The following is a 15,386-nucleotide window of genomic DNA, read 5'->3' as shown; positions in this document are numbered from 1 at the left end:
CGGTCCCCTCTCCCAGTGGGAGAGGGTTAGGGTGAGGGCATCACACCGCACCTTACTTCTTCACCTGCGCCTTAAACTTCTTCATCCACACCAGCAGCTCAAATACGCCGAAAATAAACACCCGCAGCTGCTGCCAGCCGGTCATCGGTGGGCTATCTTTCGGCAGTCCGTTTTTCAGCATCACCATCTGTAAGGCATGCATGAACGCGGTAAAAATCAGCGCCACGTTAATGAAGATATTCAGCGGACGCGGGAACGGGTGCACCAGATTCAAAATCAAAAATGCCCAGACGCCCAGCATCAGCAAGCGCCCTACGTTAATCAGTACTGGCATCGGATCCTCCTTGTGCCTGACGGTGATACAGACGATAAGCCACCTGGCCGGCGACCTTCTCGCGGTGCAGATCCCAGTGAACGGGAACGGGCGGCAGACCATTTTCCACTTCGCTTTCAACGTAAATCAGCGCGTCATCCGCCAGCCAACCATTTTGCTCCAGCAGGGATAGCGTCTCTTCCAGCAGCCCTTTACGGAACGGCGGGTCAACAAACACCACGTTGTACGGCGTCCCCTGTTGGGCGAGGAAGCTCAGCGTGTTGGTATTCACCACTTTGGCGTTGGTTGCCTTCAGCGTAGCCAAATTTTGCTGCAACGTCTGCGCGACGCCGCGCTCCATCTCCAGCAGCGTGGCGCTGGCAGCATAGCGCGACAGCGCTTCCAGCCCTAATGCACCGCTTCCGGCGAAGCAGTCCAGGCAGTTGGCGTCTACCATAGACGGGGCGAGCCAGTTAAACAGCGTCTCGCGAACGCGGTCCGTGGTGGGGCGTAAACCGGGGCTGTCCGGCACCGGTAATTTCCGGCCTCGCCACTGACCGCCGATAATGCGAATTTGACCGGCCGGGGCGCGGGTGGGTTTCTTCATCTCAGGAAAGCTCTGTTAACCATAGCCCTGCGATTGCGGGCGGTGATGTCAATTAAGTAAAGTGTTAGACTATTTCATCATTTTTTTAGCTTCCCTGTATATAGCGCCGCGAGGAGTGTAGTCGCAGATGGCAAAACAAAAAAAACGTGGCTTCTTTTCCTGGTTGGGTTTCGGTGAAAAAGAGCAAGAAACAGAACAGAAAACCGAAGAACAGCAGGTTGTAGAAGAGCAGTCACAGCCTGAAACGCCTGTCGAAACCGCTGCGGTTGTCGAAGCGGAAGAGCCAGCGCACAGCAAAGAAGAGATTGAATCCTTTGCTGAAGAGGTGGTTGAGGTTACTGAACAGGTTCAGGAGAGCGAAAAACCAGAGCCGGTTATCGTTGAAACCCTTACCGAAGCGCCGCAGGCCGCTATCGAACACGAAGCGCTGCCGCTGCCGGAAGAGGTGAAAGCTGAAGAGGTTTCTGCCGAAGAGTGGCAGGCCGAAGCGGAAACCGTTGAAATCGTTGAGGCGGTGGAAGAAGAGGCGGCACTTGAGCCAGAGCTGACCGACGAAGAGCTGGAAGCTCAGGCGCTGGCGGCGGAAGCGGCTGAAGAAGCGGTAATCGTCGTGCCGGTGGAAGAGCAGGTCGAAGAAGAGATCGTTCAGGAGCAGGAAAAACCGACCAAAGAAGGTTTCTTCGCGCGCCTGAAGCGCAGCCTGCTCAAAACCAAAGAAAACTTAGGTTCCGGATTTATCAGTCTGTTCCGCGGCAAAAAGATCGACGACGATCTGTTTGAGGAGCTGGAAGAGCAGCTGCTGATTGCGGACGTGGGCGTGGAAACCACCCGGAAGATCATCGCCAACCTGACCGAAGGGGCGAGCCGCAAACAGCTGCGTGACGCCGAGGCGCTGTACGGCCTGCTGAAAGACGAGATGGGTGAAATTCTCGCAAAAGTTGACGAACCGCTTAATATTGAAGGCAAAATGCCGTTTGTTATCCTGATGGTTGGCGTCAACGGCGTGGGTAAAACCACCACCATCGGCAAGCTGGCGCGCCAGTTTGAGCAGCAGGGCAAATCGGTGATGCTGGCGGCGGGCGATACCTTCCGTGCGGCAGCGGTGGAACAGCTCCAGGTGTGGGGCCAGCGCAACAATATTCCGGTCATTGCTCAGCACACCGGCGCGGATTCCGCGTCCGTGATTTTCGATGCCATCCAGGCGGCGAAGTCGCGTAACGTGGACGTGCTGATTGCGGATACCGCGGGGCGTTTGCAGAACAAATCGCACCTGATGGAAGAGCTGAAGAAAATCGTTCGCGTCATGAAGAAGCTGGACGAAGATGCACCGCATGAAATTATGCTGACTATCGACGCCAGCACCGGACAGAACGCCATCAGCCAGGCGAAGCTGTTCCATGAAGCGGTAGGACTGACCGGGATCACGCTGACCAAGCTGGACGGCACCGCGAAAGGCGGGGTGATCTTCTCCGTGGCCGACCAGTTCGGCATTCCTATCCGTTACATCGGTGTGGGCGAGCGTATTGAGGATTTACGTCCGTTTAAAGCGGACGACTTTATTGAGGCACTATTTGCCCGAGAGGACTAACAATGATTCGCTTTGAACACGTCAGCAAGGCCTATCTCGGCGGGAGACAAGCGCTACAGGGGGTGACATTCCACCTCCAGCCAGGCGAGATGGCATTCCTGACCGGCCATTCCGGCGCGGGGAAAAGTACCCTGCTCAAGCTGATCTGTGGGATCGAGCGGCCAAGCGCCGGGAAAATCTGGTTCAGCGGCCATGAAATTAGCCGTCTTAAGAACCGTGAAGTGCCGTTCCTGCGTCGTCAGATTGGCATGATTTTTCAGGATCACCACCTGCTGATGGATCGCACGGTTTTCGATAACGTCGCGATCCCGCTGATTATTGCCGGCGCCAGTTACGATGATATCCGCCGTCGCGTTTCGGCGGCGCTGGATAAGGTCGGGCTGCTGGACAAAGCGAAGAACTTCCCAATCCAGCTCTCAGGCGGTGAGCAGCAGCGCGTGGGTATCGCCCGTGCGGTGGTGAACAAGCCTGCCGTTTTGCTGGCGGATGAACCGACCGGTAACCTGGACGATGCCCTCTCTGAAGGGATCCTGCGTCTGTTTGAGGAATTTAACCGCGTGGGGGTCACGGTACTGATGGCGACGCACGACATGGGGCTGATCTCCCGCCGTTCGTACCGTATGCTGACCCTGAGCGATGGGCATTTGCACGGAGGCCACGGTGAACAAGCGTGATGCAATGAACCAGATTCGGCAGTTCAGCAACCGGTTTGACCGTTTCCGCAAGCCTCAGGGCGGTGGTGACGGCAATCGCAATGCGCCTAAGCGTGCCAAAGCGACACCGAAACCGAACTCCCGCAAAACCAACGTCTTTAACGAGCAGGTGCGGTATGCCTTCCAGGGCGCGTTGCAGGATCTGAAAAGCAAACCGCTGGCGACGTTCCTGACGGTGATGGTGATTGCCATCTCCCTGACGCTGCCCAGCGTCTGCTATATGGTTTACAAAAACGTAAACCAGGCGGCGTCCCAGTACTATCCGTCGCCGCAGATCACCGTTTATCTGGATAAAGCCCTCGACGATAACGCGGCGGCTCAGGTGGTGGGGCAGATTCAGGCCGAGCAGGGCGTGGAGAAGGTGAACTATCTTTCCCGCGATGAAGCGCTGGGTGAGTTCCGCAACTGGTCCGGATTCGGCGGCGCGCTGGATATGCTTGAAGAGAACCCGCTGCCCGCGGTGGCGGTGGTGATCCCGAAACTCGATTTCCAGGGCACGGATTCGCTCAACACCCTGCGCGACCGCATTACCCGCATTAACGGGATTGATGAAGTGCGCATGGACGACAGCTGGTTTGCCCGTCTTGCCGCCCTGACCGGGCTGGTAGGACGCGTGTCGGCGATGATCGGCGTGCTGATGGTGGCGGCGGTGTTCCTCGTCATCGGTAATAGCGTGCGCCTGAGCATCTTCGCCCGTCGCGATACCATCAACGTGCAGAAACTGATTGGCGCAACGGATGGTTTCATCCTCCGCCCGTTCCTTTACGGCGGCGCGTTATTAGGTTTTTCTGGTGCATTTCTTTCATTGATTTTGTCAGAAATTTTGGTGATGCGGCTGTCGTCAGCCGTCACCGAGGTGGCGCAGGTTTTCGGAACTAAGTTTGATATCAGTGGTTTAGGTTTCGATGAGTGCCTGCTGTTACTGCTGGTGTGCTCCATGATCGGCTGGGTGGCGGCATGGCTGGCAACGGTTCAACATTTACGCCACTTTACTCCCGACTAATAAAAGCGTGATATAATCTTTCCCTGCACCGAGATGTTCGCTTGCAGGGAAAGCGTCCCTGTTGTCTCTTCCCCTGTAATCATCTTCATGTCACATTTTGTGCGTAATTTATTCACTGTTCCACCTGGAACTTGTGGATAAAATCACTGTCTGATAAAAGAGTGAATGCTAATCTCGTTGCTCAAACGCTTTGGCATGGTTGTTGCCTGACGGGGACAACCTGGACCAGAAGAAACATTGAGAGGAATGAATGACCAAAGAAATGCAAACTTTAGCTTTAGCCCCTGTTGGTAACCTGGAATCTTACATCCGGGCTGCGAACACCTGGCCGATGTTAACGGCTGAGGAAGAAAAGGAGCTTGCTGAAAAGCTGCATTACCAGGGCGATCTGGAAGCAGCTAAAACGCTGATCCTGTCTCACCTGCGCTTTGTTGTTCACGTTGCTCGTAATTATGCGGGCTACGGCCTGCCGCAGGCGGACCTGATTCAGGAAGGTAATATTGGCCTGATGAAGGCGGTACGTCGCTTTAACCCGGAAGTGGGTGTGCGACTCGTCTCCTTCGCCGTGCACTGGATCAAAGCGGAAATTCACGAATACGTCCTGCGTAACTGGCGTATTGTGAAAGTCGCCACGACGAAAGCGCAGCGCAAACTGTTCTTCAACCTGCGTAAAACCAAGCAGCGTCTGGGCTGGTTCAATCAGGATGAAGTGGAAATGGTGGCGCGCGAGCTGGGCGTTTCCAGCAAAGACGTCCGCGAGATGGAATCCCGTATGGCCGCTCAGGACATGACGTTTGATATGTCTGCCGACGATGACGCGTCCGACAGCCAGCCGATGGCCCCGGTTCTGTATCTACAGGATAAAACCTCTAACTTTGCTGACGGCATTGAAGAGGATAACTGGGAAGACCAGGCGGCGAACAAGCTGACCTTCGCGATGGAAGGCCTAGACGAGCGTAGCCAGGATATCATCCGTGCCCGCTGGCTGGACGAAGATAACAAGTCCACGTTGCAGGAACTGGCCGACCGCTACGGCGTCTCCGCTGAACGTGTGCGTCAGCTTGAAAAGAACGCCATGAAAAAACTTCGCGCCGCTATCGAAGCGTAATTTTCGCGAAGTACACCGAGAACCCCTGGATGAGAGTCTGGGGGTTTTGTTTTTTTAGCGCCCGCTCTGGCGAATTTCTTCCCCCTGGCAAACACTTACTGATGCGCTAAGCAGGCGACTTTCAGAGGGTGACAGGGTGAAAAATAACGAACTGAACGACCGGCGTTTACAGGCGACGCCGCGCGGTATCGGCGTCATGTGTAACTTCTATGCCGATAAAGCCGAAAACGCCACGGTGTGGGACGTGGAAGGTAACGAGTATATTGATTTTGCCGCCGGGATCGCCGTGCTGAATACCGGGCATCGCCATCCTAAAGTTATCGCCGCCATCGAAAAACAGCTTCACGCCTTTACCCATACCGCTTATCAGATCGTCCCCTATGAAGGTTATGTGGCGCTTGCCGAGCGCATCAACCAGCGCGTACCCATAGAGGGGCCAGCCAAAACCGCCTTTTTCTCAACCGGTGCAGAAGCGGTCGAAAACGCGGTGAAAATTGCCCGCGCGTACACCAGACGTCCCGGCCTTATCACCTTCGGCGGCGCGTTCCACGGCCGTACCTTTATGACCATGGCGCTGACCGGCAAAGTGGCGCCCTATAAGCTCGGCTTCGGCCCGTTCCCTGGCTCGGTGTACCACGCGCAATTCCCTAACAGCTTGCACGGCGTCAGTACCGCCGAAGCGTTAAAAAGCCTGGAGCGCATCTTCAAAGCCGATATCGCGCCCGATCAGGTGGCGGCAATCATTATTGAACCGGTTCAGGGCGAGGGCGGATTCAACGTCGCGCCCGCTGATTTTATGCAGGCGCTGCGTGCCCTGTGCGATACCCACGGGATTTTACTGATTGCCGACGAAGTGCAAACCGGCTTCGCCCGTACCGGCAAGCTGTTCTCCATGGAAAACCACTGCGTGAAGCCCGATCTGATCACTATGGCGAAAAGCCTGGCGGGCGGGATGCCGCTCTCTGCCGTCTCTGGCCGGGCGGAGGTAATGGATGCGCCGGCCCCGGGCGGACTTGGCGGAACCTACGCAGGTAACCCGCTGGCGATTGCGGCGGCCCATGCGGTGCTGGATGTGATTGACGAGGACGATCTCTGCACCCGCGCGGCGCATCTCGGGCATCATCTGGTCGAGGTGCTGAATAAAGCGAAGGATGGCTGTCCGTATATCGCCGATATCCGTGGGCAGGGGTCGATGGTGGCGGTGGAATTTACCGATCCGCAAACCGGACAGCCGTCGCCGGAATTTACCCGTCAGGTTCAGGAGCGCGCGTTGAACGAAGGGCTGCTGCTTTTGAGCTGCGGCGTTTACGGCAACGTTATTCGCTTCCTCTACCCACTCACCATCCCCGAAGCGCAGTTTCGTAAAGCGCTGGATATTATTTCCGCCTCGCTGACACGATAAAGCCAAAAGCCCGGCTGAAATGAAGGCCGGGCTTATCATATTTTCATTTCAAATTAGCTATTCCAAAATCATAAAAATGGGGTATGTTTTAGCAGAGTATGCTGAAAAAGCGCGAACAGCACGCCTATAACTGAAATAAAGCGCTACACAACAACATCACAACAATCGTTATAACCATAATAATGGGGAATCTCAGGATGAACATGAAGGGTAAAGCGTTACTGGCAGGATGTATCGCGTTGGCATTCAGCGCCATGGCGCAGGCCGATATTAAAGTGGCCGTGGTGGGCGCAATGTCCGGTCCGGTAGCACAGTACGGCGACCAGGAATTTACGGGCGCGGAACAGGCGGTTGCAGACATTAATGCTAAGGGCGGCATCAAGGGCGAAAAGCTGCAAATCGTAAAATATGACGATGCCTGTGACCCGAAACAGGCGGTCGCGGTGGCGAACAAAGTGGTAAACGACGGGATCAAATACGTTATTGGTCACCTGTGCTCCTCTTCCACCCAGCCCGCGTCTGACATCTACGAAGACGAAGGCATTCTGATGATCACGCCGGCCGCGACGGCGCCAGAGCTGACCGCGCGCGGCTATAAGCTGATCCTGCGTACCACCGGTCTGGACTCCGATCAGGGGCCAACCGCCGCGAAATACATCGTGGAAAAAGTGAAGCCGCAGCGCATCGCGATTGTTCATGACAAACAGCAGTACGGCGAAGGCCTGGCCCGTGCGGTGCAGGATAACCTGAAAAAAGCGAACGCCAACGTGGTGTTCTTTGACGGTATCACCGCCGGTGAGAAAGACTTCTCGACCCTGGTCGCGCGTCTGAAGAAAGAAAACATCGATTTCGTTTACTACGGCGGCTACCACCCGGAAATGGGGCAGATCCTGCGTCAGGCGCGTGCGGCGGGTCTGAAGACGCAGTTCATGGGGCCAGAAGGTGTCGCGAACGTTTCCCTGTCTAACATCGCGGGTGAATCCGCTGAAGGTCTGCTGGTGACCAAGCCGAAGAACTACGACCAGGTGCCTGCGAACAAACCTGTTGTCGATGCCATCAAGGCGAAGAAACAGGATCCAAGCGGTGCATTCGTCTGGACCACCTACGCAGCGTTGCAGTCTCTGCAAGCGGGCCTGAACCAGTCAGCCGATCCGGCGGAGATTGCCACCTGGCTGAAAGCGAACTCGGTAGAAACCGTGATGGGGCCGCTGTCCTGGGATGAGAAGGGCGATTTGAAGGGCTTCGAGTTCGGCGTGTTTGACTGGCATGCCAATGGCACTGCTACTGATGCCAAATAATGCTGGTGCGGGTTGATGCCCTCACCCTAACCCTCTCCCTAAGGGAGAGGGGATTACCCGGTTTTCTCCCTCTCCCTTAGGGAGAGGGCCGGGATGAGGGTATCAGGCCGCACAGATCTAGCGCTTCTCCCACCCGTTCGCCTGCGCCGTAAACCCTAACGCCTGCATAAACGCCGCCATCACGCCGTGATCCTCCACGCCCACGTCGGCCATCCACCAGGAGGTTACGCTCGGGTTTTCGCGGATCACCTCTTCAATCAAATACTGCCCGACCCCGCGACGACGGGTCACGTCGCGCACGCGCAGGGAGTCCAGCGCCCCTTCCGTGCCGCTCAGCGTTACGCGGACGGCGGCCAGCAGACGTTCATTAAAGCGCGCGGCATAGATGCGGTGGTTTTCATCGACGGCCAGCGATGAAGGGGAATATTCCGGCCAGATCTTGCCCAGGTCGATATGATCCTGGTCGCTAAAGGTCACCAGACGCACGATAGTCAGTTTCATTAGCTGCTTGTCCAAATCAAAAAGAGTAGGGCCAGTGTACTCAATTTATTTGCTCAGGCGCTTTCTCTTTTTCTTCCCATTTACCAGGTGATTAGTTTTTTGACAGCGTAATGCGCAGTTTGAAAACACATGGATCGAAAAATAAGCAGAATTTTAACCTGAAGGGCAGTGATTTATTCGGCGCTTTGTACCGTTATTTTATGCTGCCAGCTGCGCTTTTATTTGTTTATCTCCGCCTGATTTCAGAATATTATCTTTGCTTAATCGCCTGAAAAATAGAGATATTAGTCTGGTTTTTGACAAAAAACTGCGCTAAACCATTAAAGGCACTGGTAAAAATAGCGTTGTTCATTAAAAGTACAGAATGCTTTTTGACCATAATAAAACAAAATATAAACACGACATCACGAATGGGGATTCAGAGATGAAAAGGAACGCGAAGTCGTTAATCGCGGGGATGGTCGCACTGTCGATCTCGCATGCCGCTATGGCAGACGACATTAAAGTTGCGGTAGTGGGGGCGATGTCCGGCCCTGTTGCCCAGTGGGGTGACATGGAGTTCAACGGCGCGCGTCAGGCCATCAAAGATATCAACGCCAAAGGCGGGATCAAAGGCGACAAGCTGGTGGGCGTGGAGTATGACGACGCCTGCGATCCAAAACAGGCCGTCGCGGTCGCCAACAAAATTGTTAACGACGGTATCCAGTACGTCATAGGGCACCTGTGTTCCTCTTCCACGCAGCCTGCGTCTGATATCTACGAAGACGAAGGCATTCTGATGATCACCCCGGGCGCCACCAACCCGGAACTGACCCAGCGCGGCTACCAGCACATCATGCGTACCGCCGGTCTGGACTCCTCTCAGGGGCCAACCGCCGCCAAATACATCCTCGAAACCGTTAAGCCGCAGCGTATCGCCATCATTCATGATAAACAGCAGTACGGCGAAGGCCTGGCGCGTTCCGTACAGGACGGCCTGAAAAAAGGCGGGGCGAACATCGTCTTCTTCGACGGCATTACCGCCGGTGAAAAAGACTTCTCCGCGCTGATCGCCCGCCTGCAAAAAGAGAATATCGACTTCGTTTACTACGGCGGCTACTACCCGGAAATGGGGCAGATGCTGCGCCAGGCGCGCGCCACCGGCCTGAAAACCCAGTTCATGGGGCCAGAGGGCGTGGGCAATGCCTCCCTGTCCAACATCGCCGGGGATTCTGCCGAAGGCATGCTGGTGACGATGCCAAAACGCTATGACCAGGATCCGGCGAATAAGGCTATCGTGGATGCGCTCAAGGCGCAGAAGAAAGATCCAAGTGGTCCGTACGTCTGGATCACCTACGCGGCCGTGCAGTCTCTGGCCACCGCGCTGGATCGTACCGACAGCAAAGAACCGCTGGATCTGGTGAAAGATTTAAAAGCGCACGGGGCGAACACCGTGATTGGGCCGCTGAACTGGGATGAGAAAGGCGATCTGAAGGGATTTGAATTTGGTGTCTTTAAGTGGCACGCCGACGGTTCGTCCTCGGTCGCCAGATAATCATCCCACCGCCCGGCTCACCGGGCGGGTATAAAAAGGTTTGCATATGTCCGAGCAGTTTCTCTACTTTTTGCAGCAGATGTTTAACGGCGTCACGCTGGGAAGCACCTACGCGCTGATCGCCATCGGCTACACGATGGTTTACGGCATTATCGGCATGATTAACTTCGCCCACGGCGAGGTGTACATGATCGGTAGCTACGTCTCCTTTATGATCATCGCCGCGCTGATGATGATGGGCATCGACAGCAGCTGGCTGCTGGTGGCCGCCGGGTTTGTCGGCGCGATTGTGATCGCCAGCGCCTACGGCTGGAGTAACGAACGGGTAGCCTACCGACCGGTGCGCAGCTCCAAGCGCCTGATCGCGCTGATCTCCGCCATCGGGATGTCCATTTTCCTGCAAAACTACGTCAGCCTGACTGAAGGTTCACGCGACGTGGCGCTGCCAAGCCTGTTTAACGGCCAGTGGATTGTGGGGGCCAGCGAAAACTTCTCCGCCTCTGTCACCACCATGCAGCTGGTAATCTGGGTTGTGACCTTTATTGCGATGCTGGCCCTGACCCTGTTCATCCGCTACTCCCGCATGGGACGCGCCTGCCGCGCCTGCGCGGAAGATCTGAAGATGGCGAGCCTGCTCGGGATCAACACCGACCGCGTGATTGCCCTGACCTTCGTGATCGGCGCAGCGATGGCGGCGGTGGCTGGCGTGTTGCTCGGTCAGTTCTACGGCGTAATCAACCCGTACATCGGTTTTATGGCCGGGATGAAAGCCTTCACCGCGGCGGTACTGGGCGGAATCGGCAGCATTCCGGGCGCGATGATCGGTGGTCTGATCCTCGGCGTGGCGGAGTCACTCTCCTCGGCGTACCTGAGTACGGAGTATAAAGATGTGGTGTCGTTTGCCCTGCTGATTCTGGTTCTGCTGGTGATGCCTACCGGTATTCTGGGCCGTCCGGAGGTAGAGAAAGTATGAAACCGATGCATTTTGCGATGGCGCTGCTCTCTGCCGCCATGTTCTTCGTCCTGGCGGGCGTCTTTATGGGCGTCCAGTTAGGGCTGGACGGCACGAAGCTGGTGGTGGATACCGCCCCCGACATCCGCTGGCAGTGGGTGTTTATCGGCACCGCTGTGGTGTTCCTGTTCCAGCTGCTGCGTCCGCTGTTTCAGAAGACGCTGAAAAACGTCTCCGGGCCGAAATTCGTCCTGCCGGCGATCGACGGTACAACCGTGAAACAGAAGCTGTTCCTTGTGGCGCTGCTGGTGGCTGCCGTGGCGTGGCCGTTTATGGTATCGCGCGGGACGGTGGATATTGCCACCCTGACCATGATCTACGTGATTCTGGGGCTGGGTCTGAACGTGGTGGTGGGGCTGTCTGGCCTGCTGGTGCTGGGCTACGGCGGGTTCTACGCCATCGGCGCGTACACCTTCGCGCTGCTGAACCACTATTACGGCCTCGGCTTCTGGACCTGTCTGCCGCTGGCGGGGCTGGTCTCTGCCGCGGCGGGCTTCCTGCTCGGTTTCCCGGTGCTGCGCCTGCGCGGTGACTACCTGGCGATTGTGACCTTAGGCTTCGGCGAAATCGTCCGTATCCTGCTGCTCAACAATACCGAAGTGACCGGCGGTCCGAACGGCATCAGCCAGATCCCGAAACCGACCTTCTTCGGCCTGGAGTTCAGCCGTACCGCCCGCGAAGGCGGCTGGGATACCTTCAGCAACTTCTTTGGCATCAAATACGATCCGTCCGACCGCGTGATCTGGCTCTATCTGGTGGCGCTGCTGCTGGTGGTGATTACGCTGTTTGTGATCAACCGTCTGCTGCGCATGCCGCTGGGTCGCGCGTGGGAAGCGCTGCGCGAAGATGAGATCGCCTGCCGCTCCCTGGGCCTGAACCCGACCCGCATCAAGCTGACCGCATTTACCATCAGCGCCGCGTTTGCCGGTTTCGCCGGAACGCTGTTTGCCGCGCGTCAGGGCTTCGTCAGCCCGGAATCGTTCACCTTTGCCGAATCGGCCTTCGTGCTGGCGATTGTGGTGCTCGGCGGAATGGGCTCGCAGTTCGCCGTGATCCTCGCGGCTATCCTGCTGGTGGTCTCCCGCGAGCTGATGCGCGACTTTAACGAATACAGCATGTTAATGCTGGGTGGTTTGATGGTGCTGATGATGATCTGGCGTCCGCAGGGTCTCCTGCCGATGACCCGTCCACAGCTGAAGCTGAAACGCACACAGGCGAAAGGAGAGCAGGCATGAAGCCTTTATTATCCGTTAACGGCCTGATGATGCGTTTTGGCGGCCTGCTGGCGGTCAACAATGTGAATCTGGATCTGCACAAGAAAGAGATTGTCTCCCTGATTGGCCCGAACGGCGCGGGAAAAACCACGGTCTTCAACTGCCTGACCGGCTTCTACAAGCCGACGGGCGGCACCATCATGCTGCGCGATCAGCATCTTGAAGGGCTGCCGGGCCAGCAGATTGCCCGCATGGGCGTGGTGCGTACCTTCCAGCACGTGCGTCTGTTCCGCGAGATGACGGTGATTGAGAACCTGCTGGTGGCGCAACATCAGCAGCTGAAAACCGGCCTCTTCTCCGGCCTGCTGAAAACCCCGGCCTTCCGCCGCACGCAGGAAGAGGCGCTCGATCGCGCCGCGACCTGGCTCGACCGTATCGGCCTGCTCCAGCACGCCAACCGTCAGGCGAGCAACCTCGCTTACGGGGATCAGCGTCGCCTTGAGATCGTGCGCTGCATGGTGACCCAGCCGGAGATCCTGATGCTCGACGAACCAGCGGCAGGTCTCAATCCGAAAGAGACCAAAGAGCTGGACGAGCTGATTGCCGAGCTGCGCGACCATCACGACACCACCATCCTGCTGATTGAGCATGACATGAAGCTGGTGATGGGCATTTCGGACCGTATCTACGTGGTAAACCAGGGCACGCCGCTGGCAAACGGCACGCCGGAAGAGATCCGCAACAACCCGGACGTGATCCGCGCATACCTTGGTGAGGCATAAGATGGAAAAAGCGATGTTAACGTTCGACAAGGTCAACGCGCACTACGGCAAAATTCAGGCGCTGCACGATGTCAGCCTGCATATCAATCAGGGCGAAATCGTCACCCTGATTGGGGCTAACGGCGCGGGCAAAACCACGCTGCTCGGCACCCTGTGCGGCGACCCGCGCGCCACCAGCGGGCGGATTGTGTTTGATGGTAAAGACATCACCGACTGGCAGACCGCCAGAATCATGCGTGAAGCGGTGGCGATTGTCCCGGAAGGGCGTCGCGTATTCTCCCGCATGACGGTGGAAGAGAATCTGGCGATGGGCGGTTTCTTCGCCCACCGGGATGAATACCAGACCCGCATCAAGTGGGTGTACGAACTCTTCCCGCGCCTGTGGGAGCGTCGTATTCAGCGCGCGGGCACCATGTCCGGCGGCGAGCAACAGATGCTGGCGATTGGCCGCGCGCTGATGAGCCAGCCGCGTCTGCTGTTGCTGGATGAACCGTCGCTCGGTCTTGCGCCCATCATCATCCAGCAGATTTTCGACACCATTGAGCAGCTGCGCAAAGAGGGGATGACCATCTTCCTCGTCGAACAGAACGCCAACCAGGCGCTGAAGCTCGCTGACCGCGGCTATGTGCTGGAGAACGGGCGCGTGGTGCTCTCCGATACCGGCGATGCGCTGCTGGCGAACGAAGCGGTGCGGAGCGCGTACCTGGGCGGATAGGTAAAAGCAAAAAGGCAACGCAAGTTGCCTTTTTAGTGTTTTCTCCCTCTCCCTGTGGGAGAGGGCCGGGGTGAGGGCACCAGACCGTACCCAACATCTAAACCCCTTCACACAACCATCATCCCTCTGACGCCTGGCTGTCACCTGTCTGTAAACAAACAGTTATTTTTCTGTCATTCGAGCATGTCATGTTACCTCGCGAGCATAAAACGCGTGATATCGCGCATCCGGCACAATAAGAGAGATGACAATGACATCGTTACGACACACAGCTTTGGGTCTGGCACTGGGTCTGGCTTTTGCGGCGAACGCAATGGCTGTGACGACCATTCCGTTCTGGCATTCCATGGAAGGGGAGTTGGGTAAAGAAGTTGACTCCCTGGCGCAGCGTTTCAACGACACCCATCCGGATTACAAAATTGTGCCGGTGTACAAAGGCAACTACGAGCAGAGCCTGAGCGCGGGCATCGCCGCCTTCCGTACCGGTAACGCGCCTGCGCTGTTACAGGTTTATGAAGTGGGCACCGCGACCATGATGGCCTCCAAAGCCATCAAGCCGGTGTACGAGGTGTTCAAAGAGGCGGGCATTAACTTTGACGAGTCCCAGTTTGTGCCAACCGTGGCGGGATACTATACGGATTCCAAAAGCGGGCATCTGCTGTCCCAGCCGTTTAACAGCTCCACGCCGGTGCTGTACTACAACAAAGACGCCTTCAGGAAAGCCGGTTTAGATCCGGAGCAGCCGCCAAAAACCTGGCAGGACCTGGCCGAATACACCGCGAAGCTGAAAGCGGTGGGGATGAAGTGCGGCTACGCCAGCGGCTGGCAGGGCTGGATCCAGATTGAAAACTTCAGCGCCTGGCACGGCCTGCCGGTTGCCACCAAAAACAACGGCTTCGACGGTACCGACGCGGTGCTGGAGTTCAACAAGCCGGAGCAGGTGAAGCACATCGCGCTGCTGGAAGCACTCAATAAGAAGGGCGACTTCAGCTACTTCGGGCGTAAAGACGAATCCACCGAGAAGTTCTACAACGGCGACTGCGCCATTACCACCGCCTCATCTGGCTCGCTGGCGGATATACGTCACTATGCCAAATTCAACTACGGCGTGGGCATGATGCCGTACGACGCTGACGTCAAAGGCGCGCCTCAGAATGCCATCATCGGCGGGGCAAGCCTGTGGGTGATGCAGGGTAAAGACAACGGCACCTACAAAGGCGTGGCCGAGTTCCTCGACTTCCTGGCGAAGCCGGAAAACGCCGCCGAGTGGCACCAGAAGACCGGCTACCTGCCGATCACCAAAGCCGCGTACGACCTGACCCGCGAGCAGGGCTTCTACAGCAAGAACCCGGGCGCGGATATCGCGACGCGTCAGATGCTGAACAAGCCGCCGTTGCCGTTCACCAAAGGCCTGCGTCTGGGCAACATGCCGCAGATCCGCACCATCGTCGATGAAGAGCTGGAAAGCGTGTGGACCGGGAAGAAAACGCCACAGCAGGCGCTGGATTCCGCGGTAGAGCGCGGGAATCAGCTGCTGCGCCGCTTTGAGCAGTCGACGAAGTCTTAATCTTTTTGCCCTCACCCTAACCCTCTCCC

The 15,386-nt window shown here is 56.9% G+C and carries 15 protein-coding genes; 12 read left to right on the top strand and 3 right to left on the bottom strand.

Annotation, left to right across the window (positions count from 1 at the left end):
- Nucleotides 1-52 precede the first annotated feature (52 nt).
- Together RY075_RS21760 and rsmD are read right to left on the bottom strand one after the other, a co-directional pair.
- On the bottom strand, nucleotides 53-334 hold the full coding sequence (locus RY075_RS21760) for a DUF1145 family protein (RefSeq protein WP_022649670.1): 282 nt from the start codon (nucleotides 332-334) through the stop codon (nucleotides 53-55).
- Nucleotides 318-920 carry a 16S rRNA (guanine(966)-N(2))-methyltransferase gene (gene rsmD, locus RY075_RS21755; RefSeq protein ID WP_003861523.1) on the bottom strand — a complete coding sequence of 201 codons (603 nt, stop codon included), beginning with the start codon at nucleotides 918-920 and terminating at the stop codon, nucleotides 318-320. The genes RY075_RS21760 and rsmD overlap by 17 nt, the downstream gene beginning before the upstream one ends.
- 127 nt (nucleotides 921-1,047) lie before the next feature.
- On the opposite strand from rsmD, the gene ftsY reads away from it, so the two are divergent.
- From ftsY to livJ, 6 genes are all read left to right on the top strand, one after another.
- Complete coding sequence (gene ftsY, locus RY075_RS21750) at nucleotides 1,048-2,508, top strand: signal recognition particle-docking protein FtsY (protein ID WP_109948869.1); 1,461 nt, start codon at nucleotides 1,048-1,050, stop codon at nucleotides 2,506-2,508.
- 2 nt (nucleotides 2,509-2,510) lie between these two features.
- Nucleotides 2,511-3,182 carry a cell division ATP-binding protein FtsE gene (gene ftsE, locus RY075_RS21745; protein WP_003861525.1) on the top strand — a complete coding sequence of 224 codons (672 nt, stop codon included), beginning with the start codon at nucleotides 2,511-2,513 and terminating at the stop codon, nucleotides 3,180-3,182.
- Nucleotides 3,169-4,224, top strand: a complete 1,056-nt coding sequence (gene ftsX, locus RY075_RS21740) for a permease-like cell division protein FtsX (RefSeq protein WP_003861527.1) — start codon at nucleotides 3,169-3,171, stop codon at nucleotides 4,222-4,224. Before ftsE ends, ftsX begins: the two co-directional genes overlap by 14 nt.
- A 250-nt stretch (nucleotides 4,225-4,474) precedes the next feature.
- Nucleotides 4,475-5,332, top strand: a complete 858-nt coding sequence (rpoH, locus tag RY075_RS21735; protein ID WP_000159624.1) for an RNA polymerase sigma factor RpoH — start codon at nucleotides 4,475-4,477, stop codon at nucleotides 5,330-5,332.
- 136 nt (nucleotides 5,333-5,468) lie between these two features.
- On the top strand, nucleotides 5,469-6,734 hold the full coding sequence (locus tag RY075_RS21730) for a 4-aminobutyrate--2-oxoglutarate transaminase (protein WP_022651967.1): 1,266 nt from the start codon (nucleotides 5,469-5,471) through the stop codon (nucleotides 6,732-6,734).
- 197 nt (nucleotides 6,735-6,931) lie between these two features.
- Nucleotides 6,932-8,032 (top strand): branched chain amino acid ABC transporter substrate-binding protein LivJ, encoded by a 1,101-nt coding sequence (livJ, locus tag RY075_RS21725; protein ID WP_003861530.1) that lies wholly within the window; start codon nucleotides 6,932-6,934, stop codon nucleotides 8,030-8,032.
- A gap of 117 nt (nucleotides 8,033-8,149) precedes the next feature.
- Here the strand turns inward: livJ and panM are convergent, their stop codons facing one another.
- Nucleotides 8,150-8,533, bottom strand: coding sequence for an aspartate 1-decarboxylase autocleavage activator PanM (panM, locus tag RY075_RS21720; RefSeq protein ID WP_325773926.1), 384 nt, complete (start codon nucleotides 8,531-8,533; stop codon nucleotides 8,150-8,152).
- A 424-nt stretch (nucleotides 8,534-8,957) separates the two neighbouring features.
- On the opposite strand from panM, the gene livK reads away from it, so the two are divergent.
- From livK to ugpB, 6 genes are all read left to right on the top strand, one after another.
- Nucleotides 8,958-10,067 carry a high-affinity branched-chain amino acid ABC transporter substrate-binding protein LivK gene (livK, locus tag RY075_RS21715; protein WP_338627957.1) on the top strand — a complete coding sequence of 370 codons (1,110 nt, stop codon included), beginning with the start codon at nucleotides 8,958-8,960 and terminating at the stop codon, nucleotides 10,065-10,067.
- 46 nt (nucleotides 10,068-10,113) lie between these two features.
- Nucleotides 10,114-11,040, top strand: a complete 927-nt coding sequence (gene livH / locus RY075_RS21710; protein ID WP_338627956.1) for a high-affinity branched-chain amino acid ABC transporter permease LivH — start codon at nucleotides 10,114-10,116, stop codon at nucleotides 11,038-11,040.
- On the top strand, nucleotides 11,037-12,314 hold the full coding sequence (locus tag RY075_RS21705) for a high-affinity branched-chain amino acid ABC transporter permease LivM (protein WP_003861542.1): 1,278 nt from the start codon (nucleotides 11,037-11,039) through the stop codon (nucleotides 12,312-12,314). The genes livH and RY075_RS21705 overlap by 4 nt, the downstream gene beginning before the upstream one ends.
- On the top strand, nucleotides 12,311-13,075 hold the full coding sequence (gene livG, locus RY075_RS21700; RefSeq protein ID WP_003861544.1) for a high-affinity branched-chain amino acid ABC transporter ATP-binding protein LivG: 765 nt from the start codon (nucleotides 12,311-12,313) through the stop codon (nucleotides 13,073-13,075). Before RY075_RS21705 ends, livG begins: the two co-directional genes overlap by 4 nt.
- 1 nt (nucleotide 13,076) lies before the next feature.
- The gene (gene livF / locus RY075_RS21695; protein WP_022651964.1) at nucleotides 13,077-13,790 is read left to right on the top strand and encodes a high-affinity branched-chain amino acid ABC transporter ATP-binding protein LivF; all 714 of its coding nucleotides are present in this window, start codon (nucleotides 13,077-13,079) and stop codon (nucleotides 13,788-13,790) included.
- Nucleotides 13,791-14,040: 250 nt separating this feature from the next.
- Nucleotides 14,041-15,357 carry a sn-glycerol-3-phosphate ABC transporter substrate-binding protein UgpB gene (gene ugpB, locus RY075_RS21690; RefSeq protein ID WP_109948872.1) on the top strand — a complete coding sequence of 439 codons (1,317 nt, stop codon included), beginning with the start codon at nucleotides 14,041-14,043 and terminating at the stop codon, nucleotides 15,355-15,357.
- The last annotated feature ends 29 nt before the right edge of the window (nucleotides 15,358-15,386 follow it).

Origin of the sequence: Enterobacter sp. JJBC, from assembly GCF_036936505.1 — a bacterium.
Classification (GTDB): Bacteria; Pseudomonadota; Gammaproteobacteria; order Enterobacterales; family Enterobacteriaceae; genus Enterobacter; species Enterobacter hormaechei_C.
The sequence above is the reverse complement of the archived record's forward strand: the minus strand, read 5'-3'. Positions and strand labels throughout refer to the sequence as shown.

What these genes read in the sequence shown, in the direction of transcription:
- RY075_RS21760 (WP_022649670.1), bottom strand. Translation starts at nt 334, where the DNA reads ATGCCAGTACTGATTAACGTAGGGCGCTTGCTGATGCTGGGCGTCTGG.
- rsmD (WP_003861523.1), bottom strand. Translation starts at nt 920, where the DNA reads ATGAAGAAACCCACCCGCGCCCCGGCCGGTCAAATTCGCATTATCGGC.
- ftsY (WP_109948869.1), top strand. Translation starts at nt 1,048, where the DNA reads ATGGCAAAACAAAAAAAACGTGGCTTCTTTTCCTGGTTGGGTTTCGGT.
- ftsE (WP_003861525.1), top strand. Translation starts at nt 2,511, where the DNA reads ATGATTCGCTTTGAACACGTCAGCAAGGCCTATCTCGGCGGGAGACAA.
- rpoH (WP_000159624.1), top strand. Translation starts at nt 4,475, where the DNA reads ATGACCAAAGAAATGCAAACTTTAGCTTTAGCCCCTGTTGGTAACCTG.
- livJ (WP_003861530.1), top strand. Translation starts at nt 6,932, where the DNA reads ATGAACATGAAGGGTAAAGCGTTACTGGCAGGATGTATCGCGTTGGCA.
- panM (WP_325773926.1), bottom strand. Translation starts at nt 8,533, where the DNA reads ATGAAACTGACTATCGTGCGTCTGGTGACCTTTAGCGACCAGGATCAT.
- livK (WP_338627957.1), top strand. Translation starts at nt 8,958, where the DNA reads ATGAAAAGGAACGCGAAGTCGTTAATCGCGGGGATGGTCGCACTGTCG.
- livH (WP_338627956.1), top strand. Translation starts at nt 10,114, where the DNA reads ATGTCCGAGCAGTTTCTCTACTTTTTGCAGCAGATGTTTAACGGCGTC.
- RY075_RS21705 (WP_003861542.1), top strand. Translation starts at nt 11,037, where the DNA reads ATGAAACCGATGCATTTTGCGATGGCGCTGCTCTCTGCCGCCATGTTC.
- livG (WP_003861544.1), top strand. Translation starts at nt 12,311, where the DNA reads ATGAAGCCTTTATTATCCGTTAACGGCCTGATGATGCGTTTTGGCGGC.
- livF (WP_022651964.1), top strand. Translation starts at nt 13,077, where the DNA reads ATGGAAAAAGCGATGTTAACGTTCGACAAGGTCAACGCGCACTACGGC.
- ugpB (WP_109948872.1), top strand. Translation starts at nt 14,041, where the DNA reads ATGACATCGTTACGACACACAGCTTTGGGTCTGGCACTGGGTCTGGCT.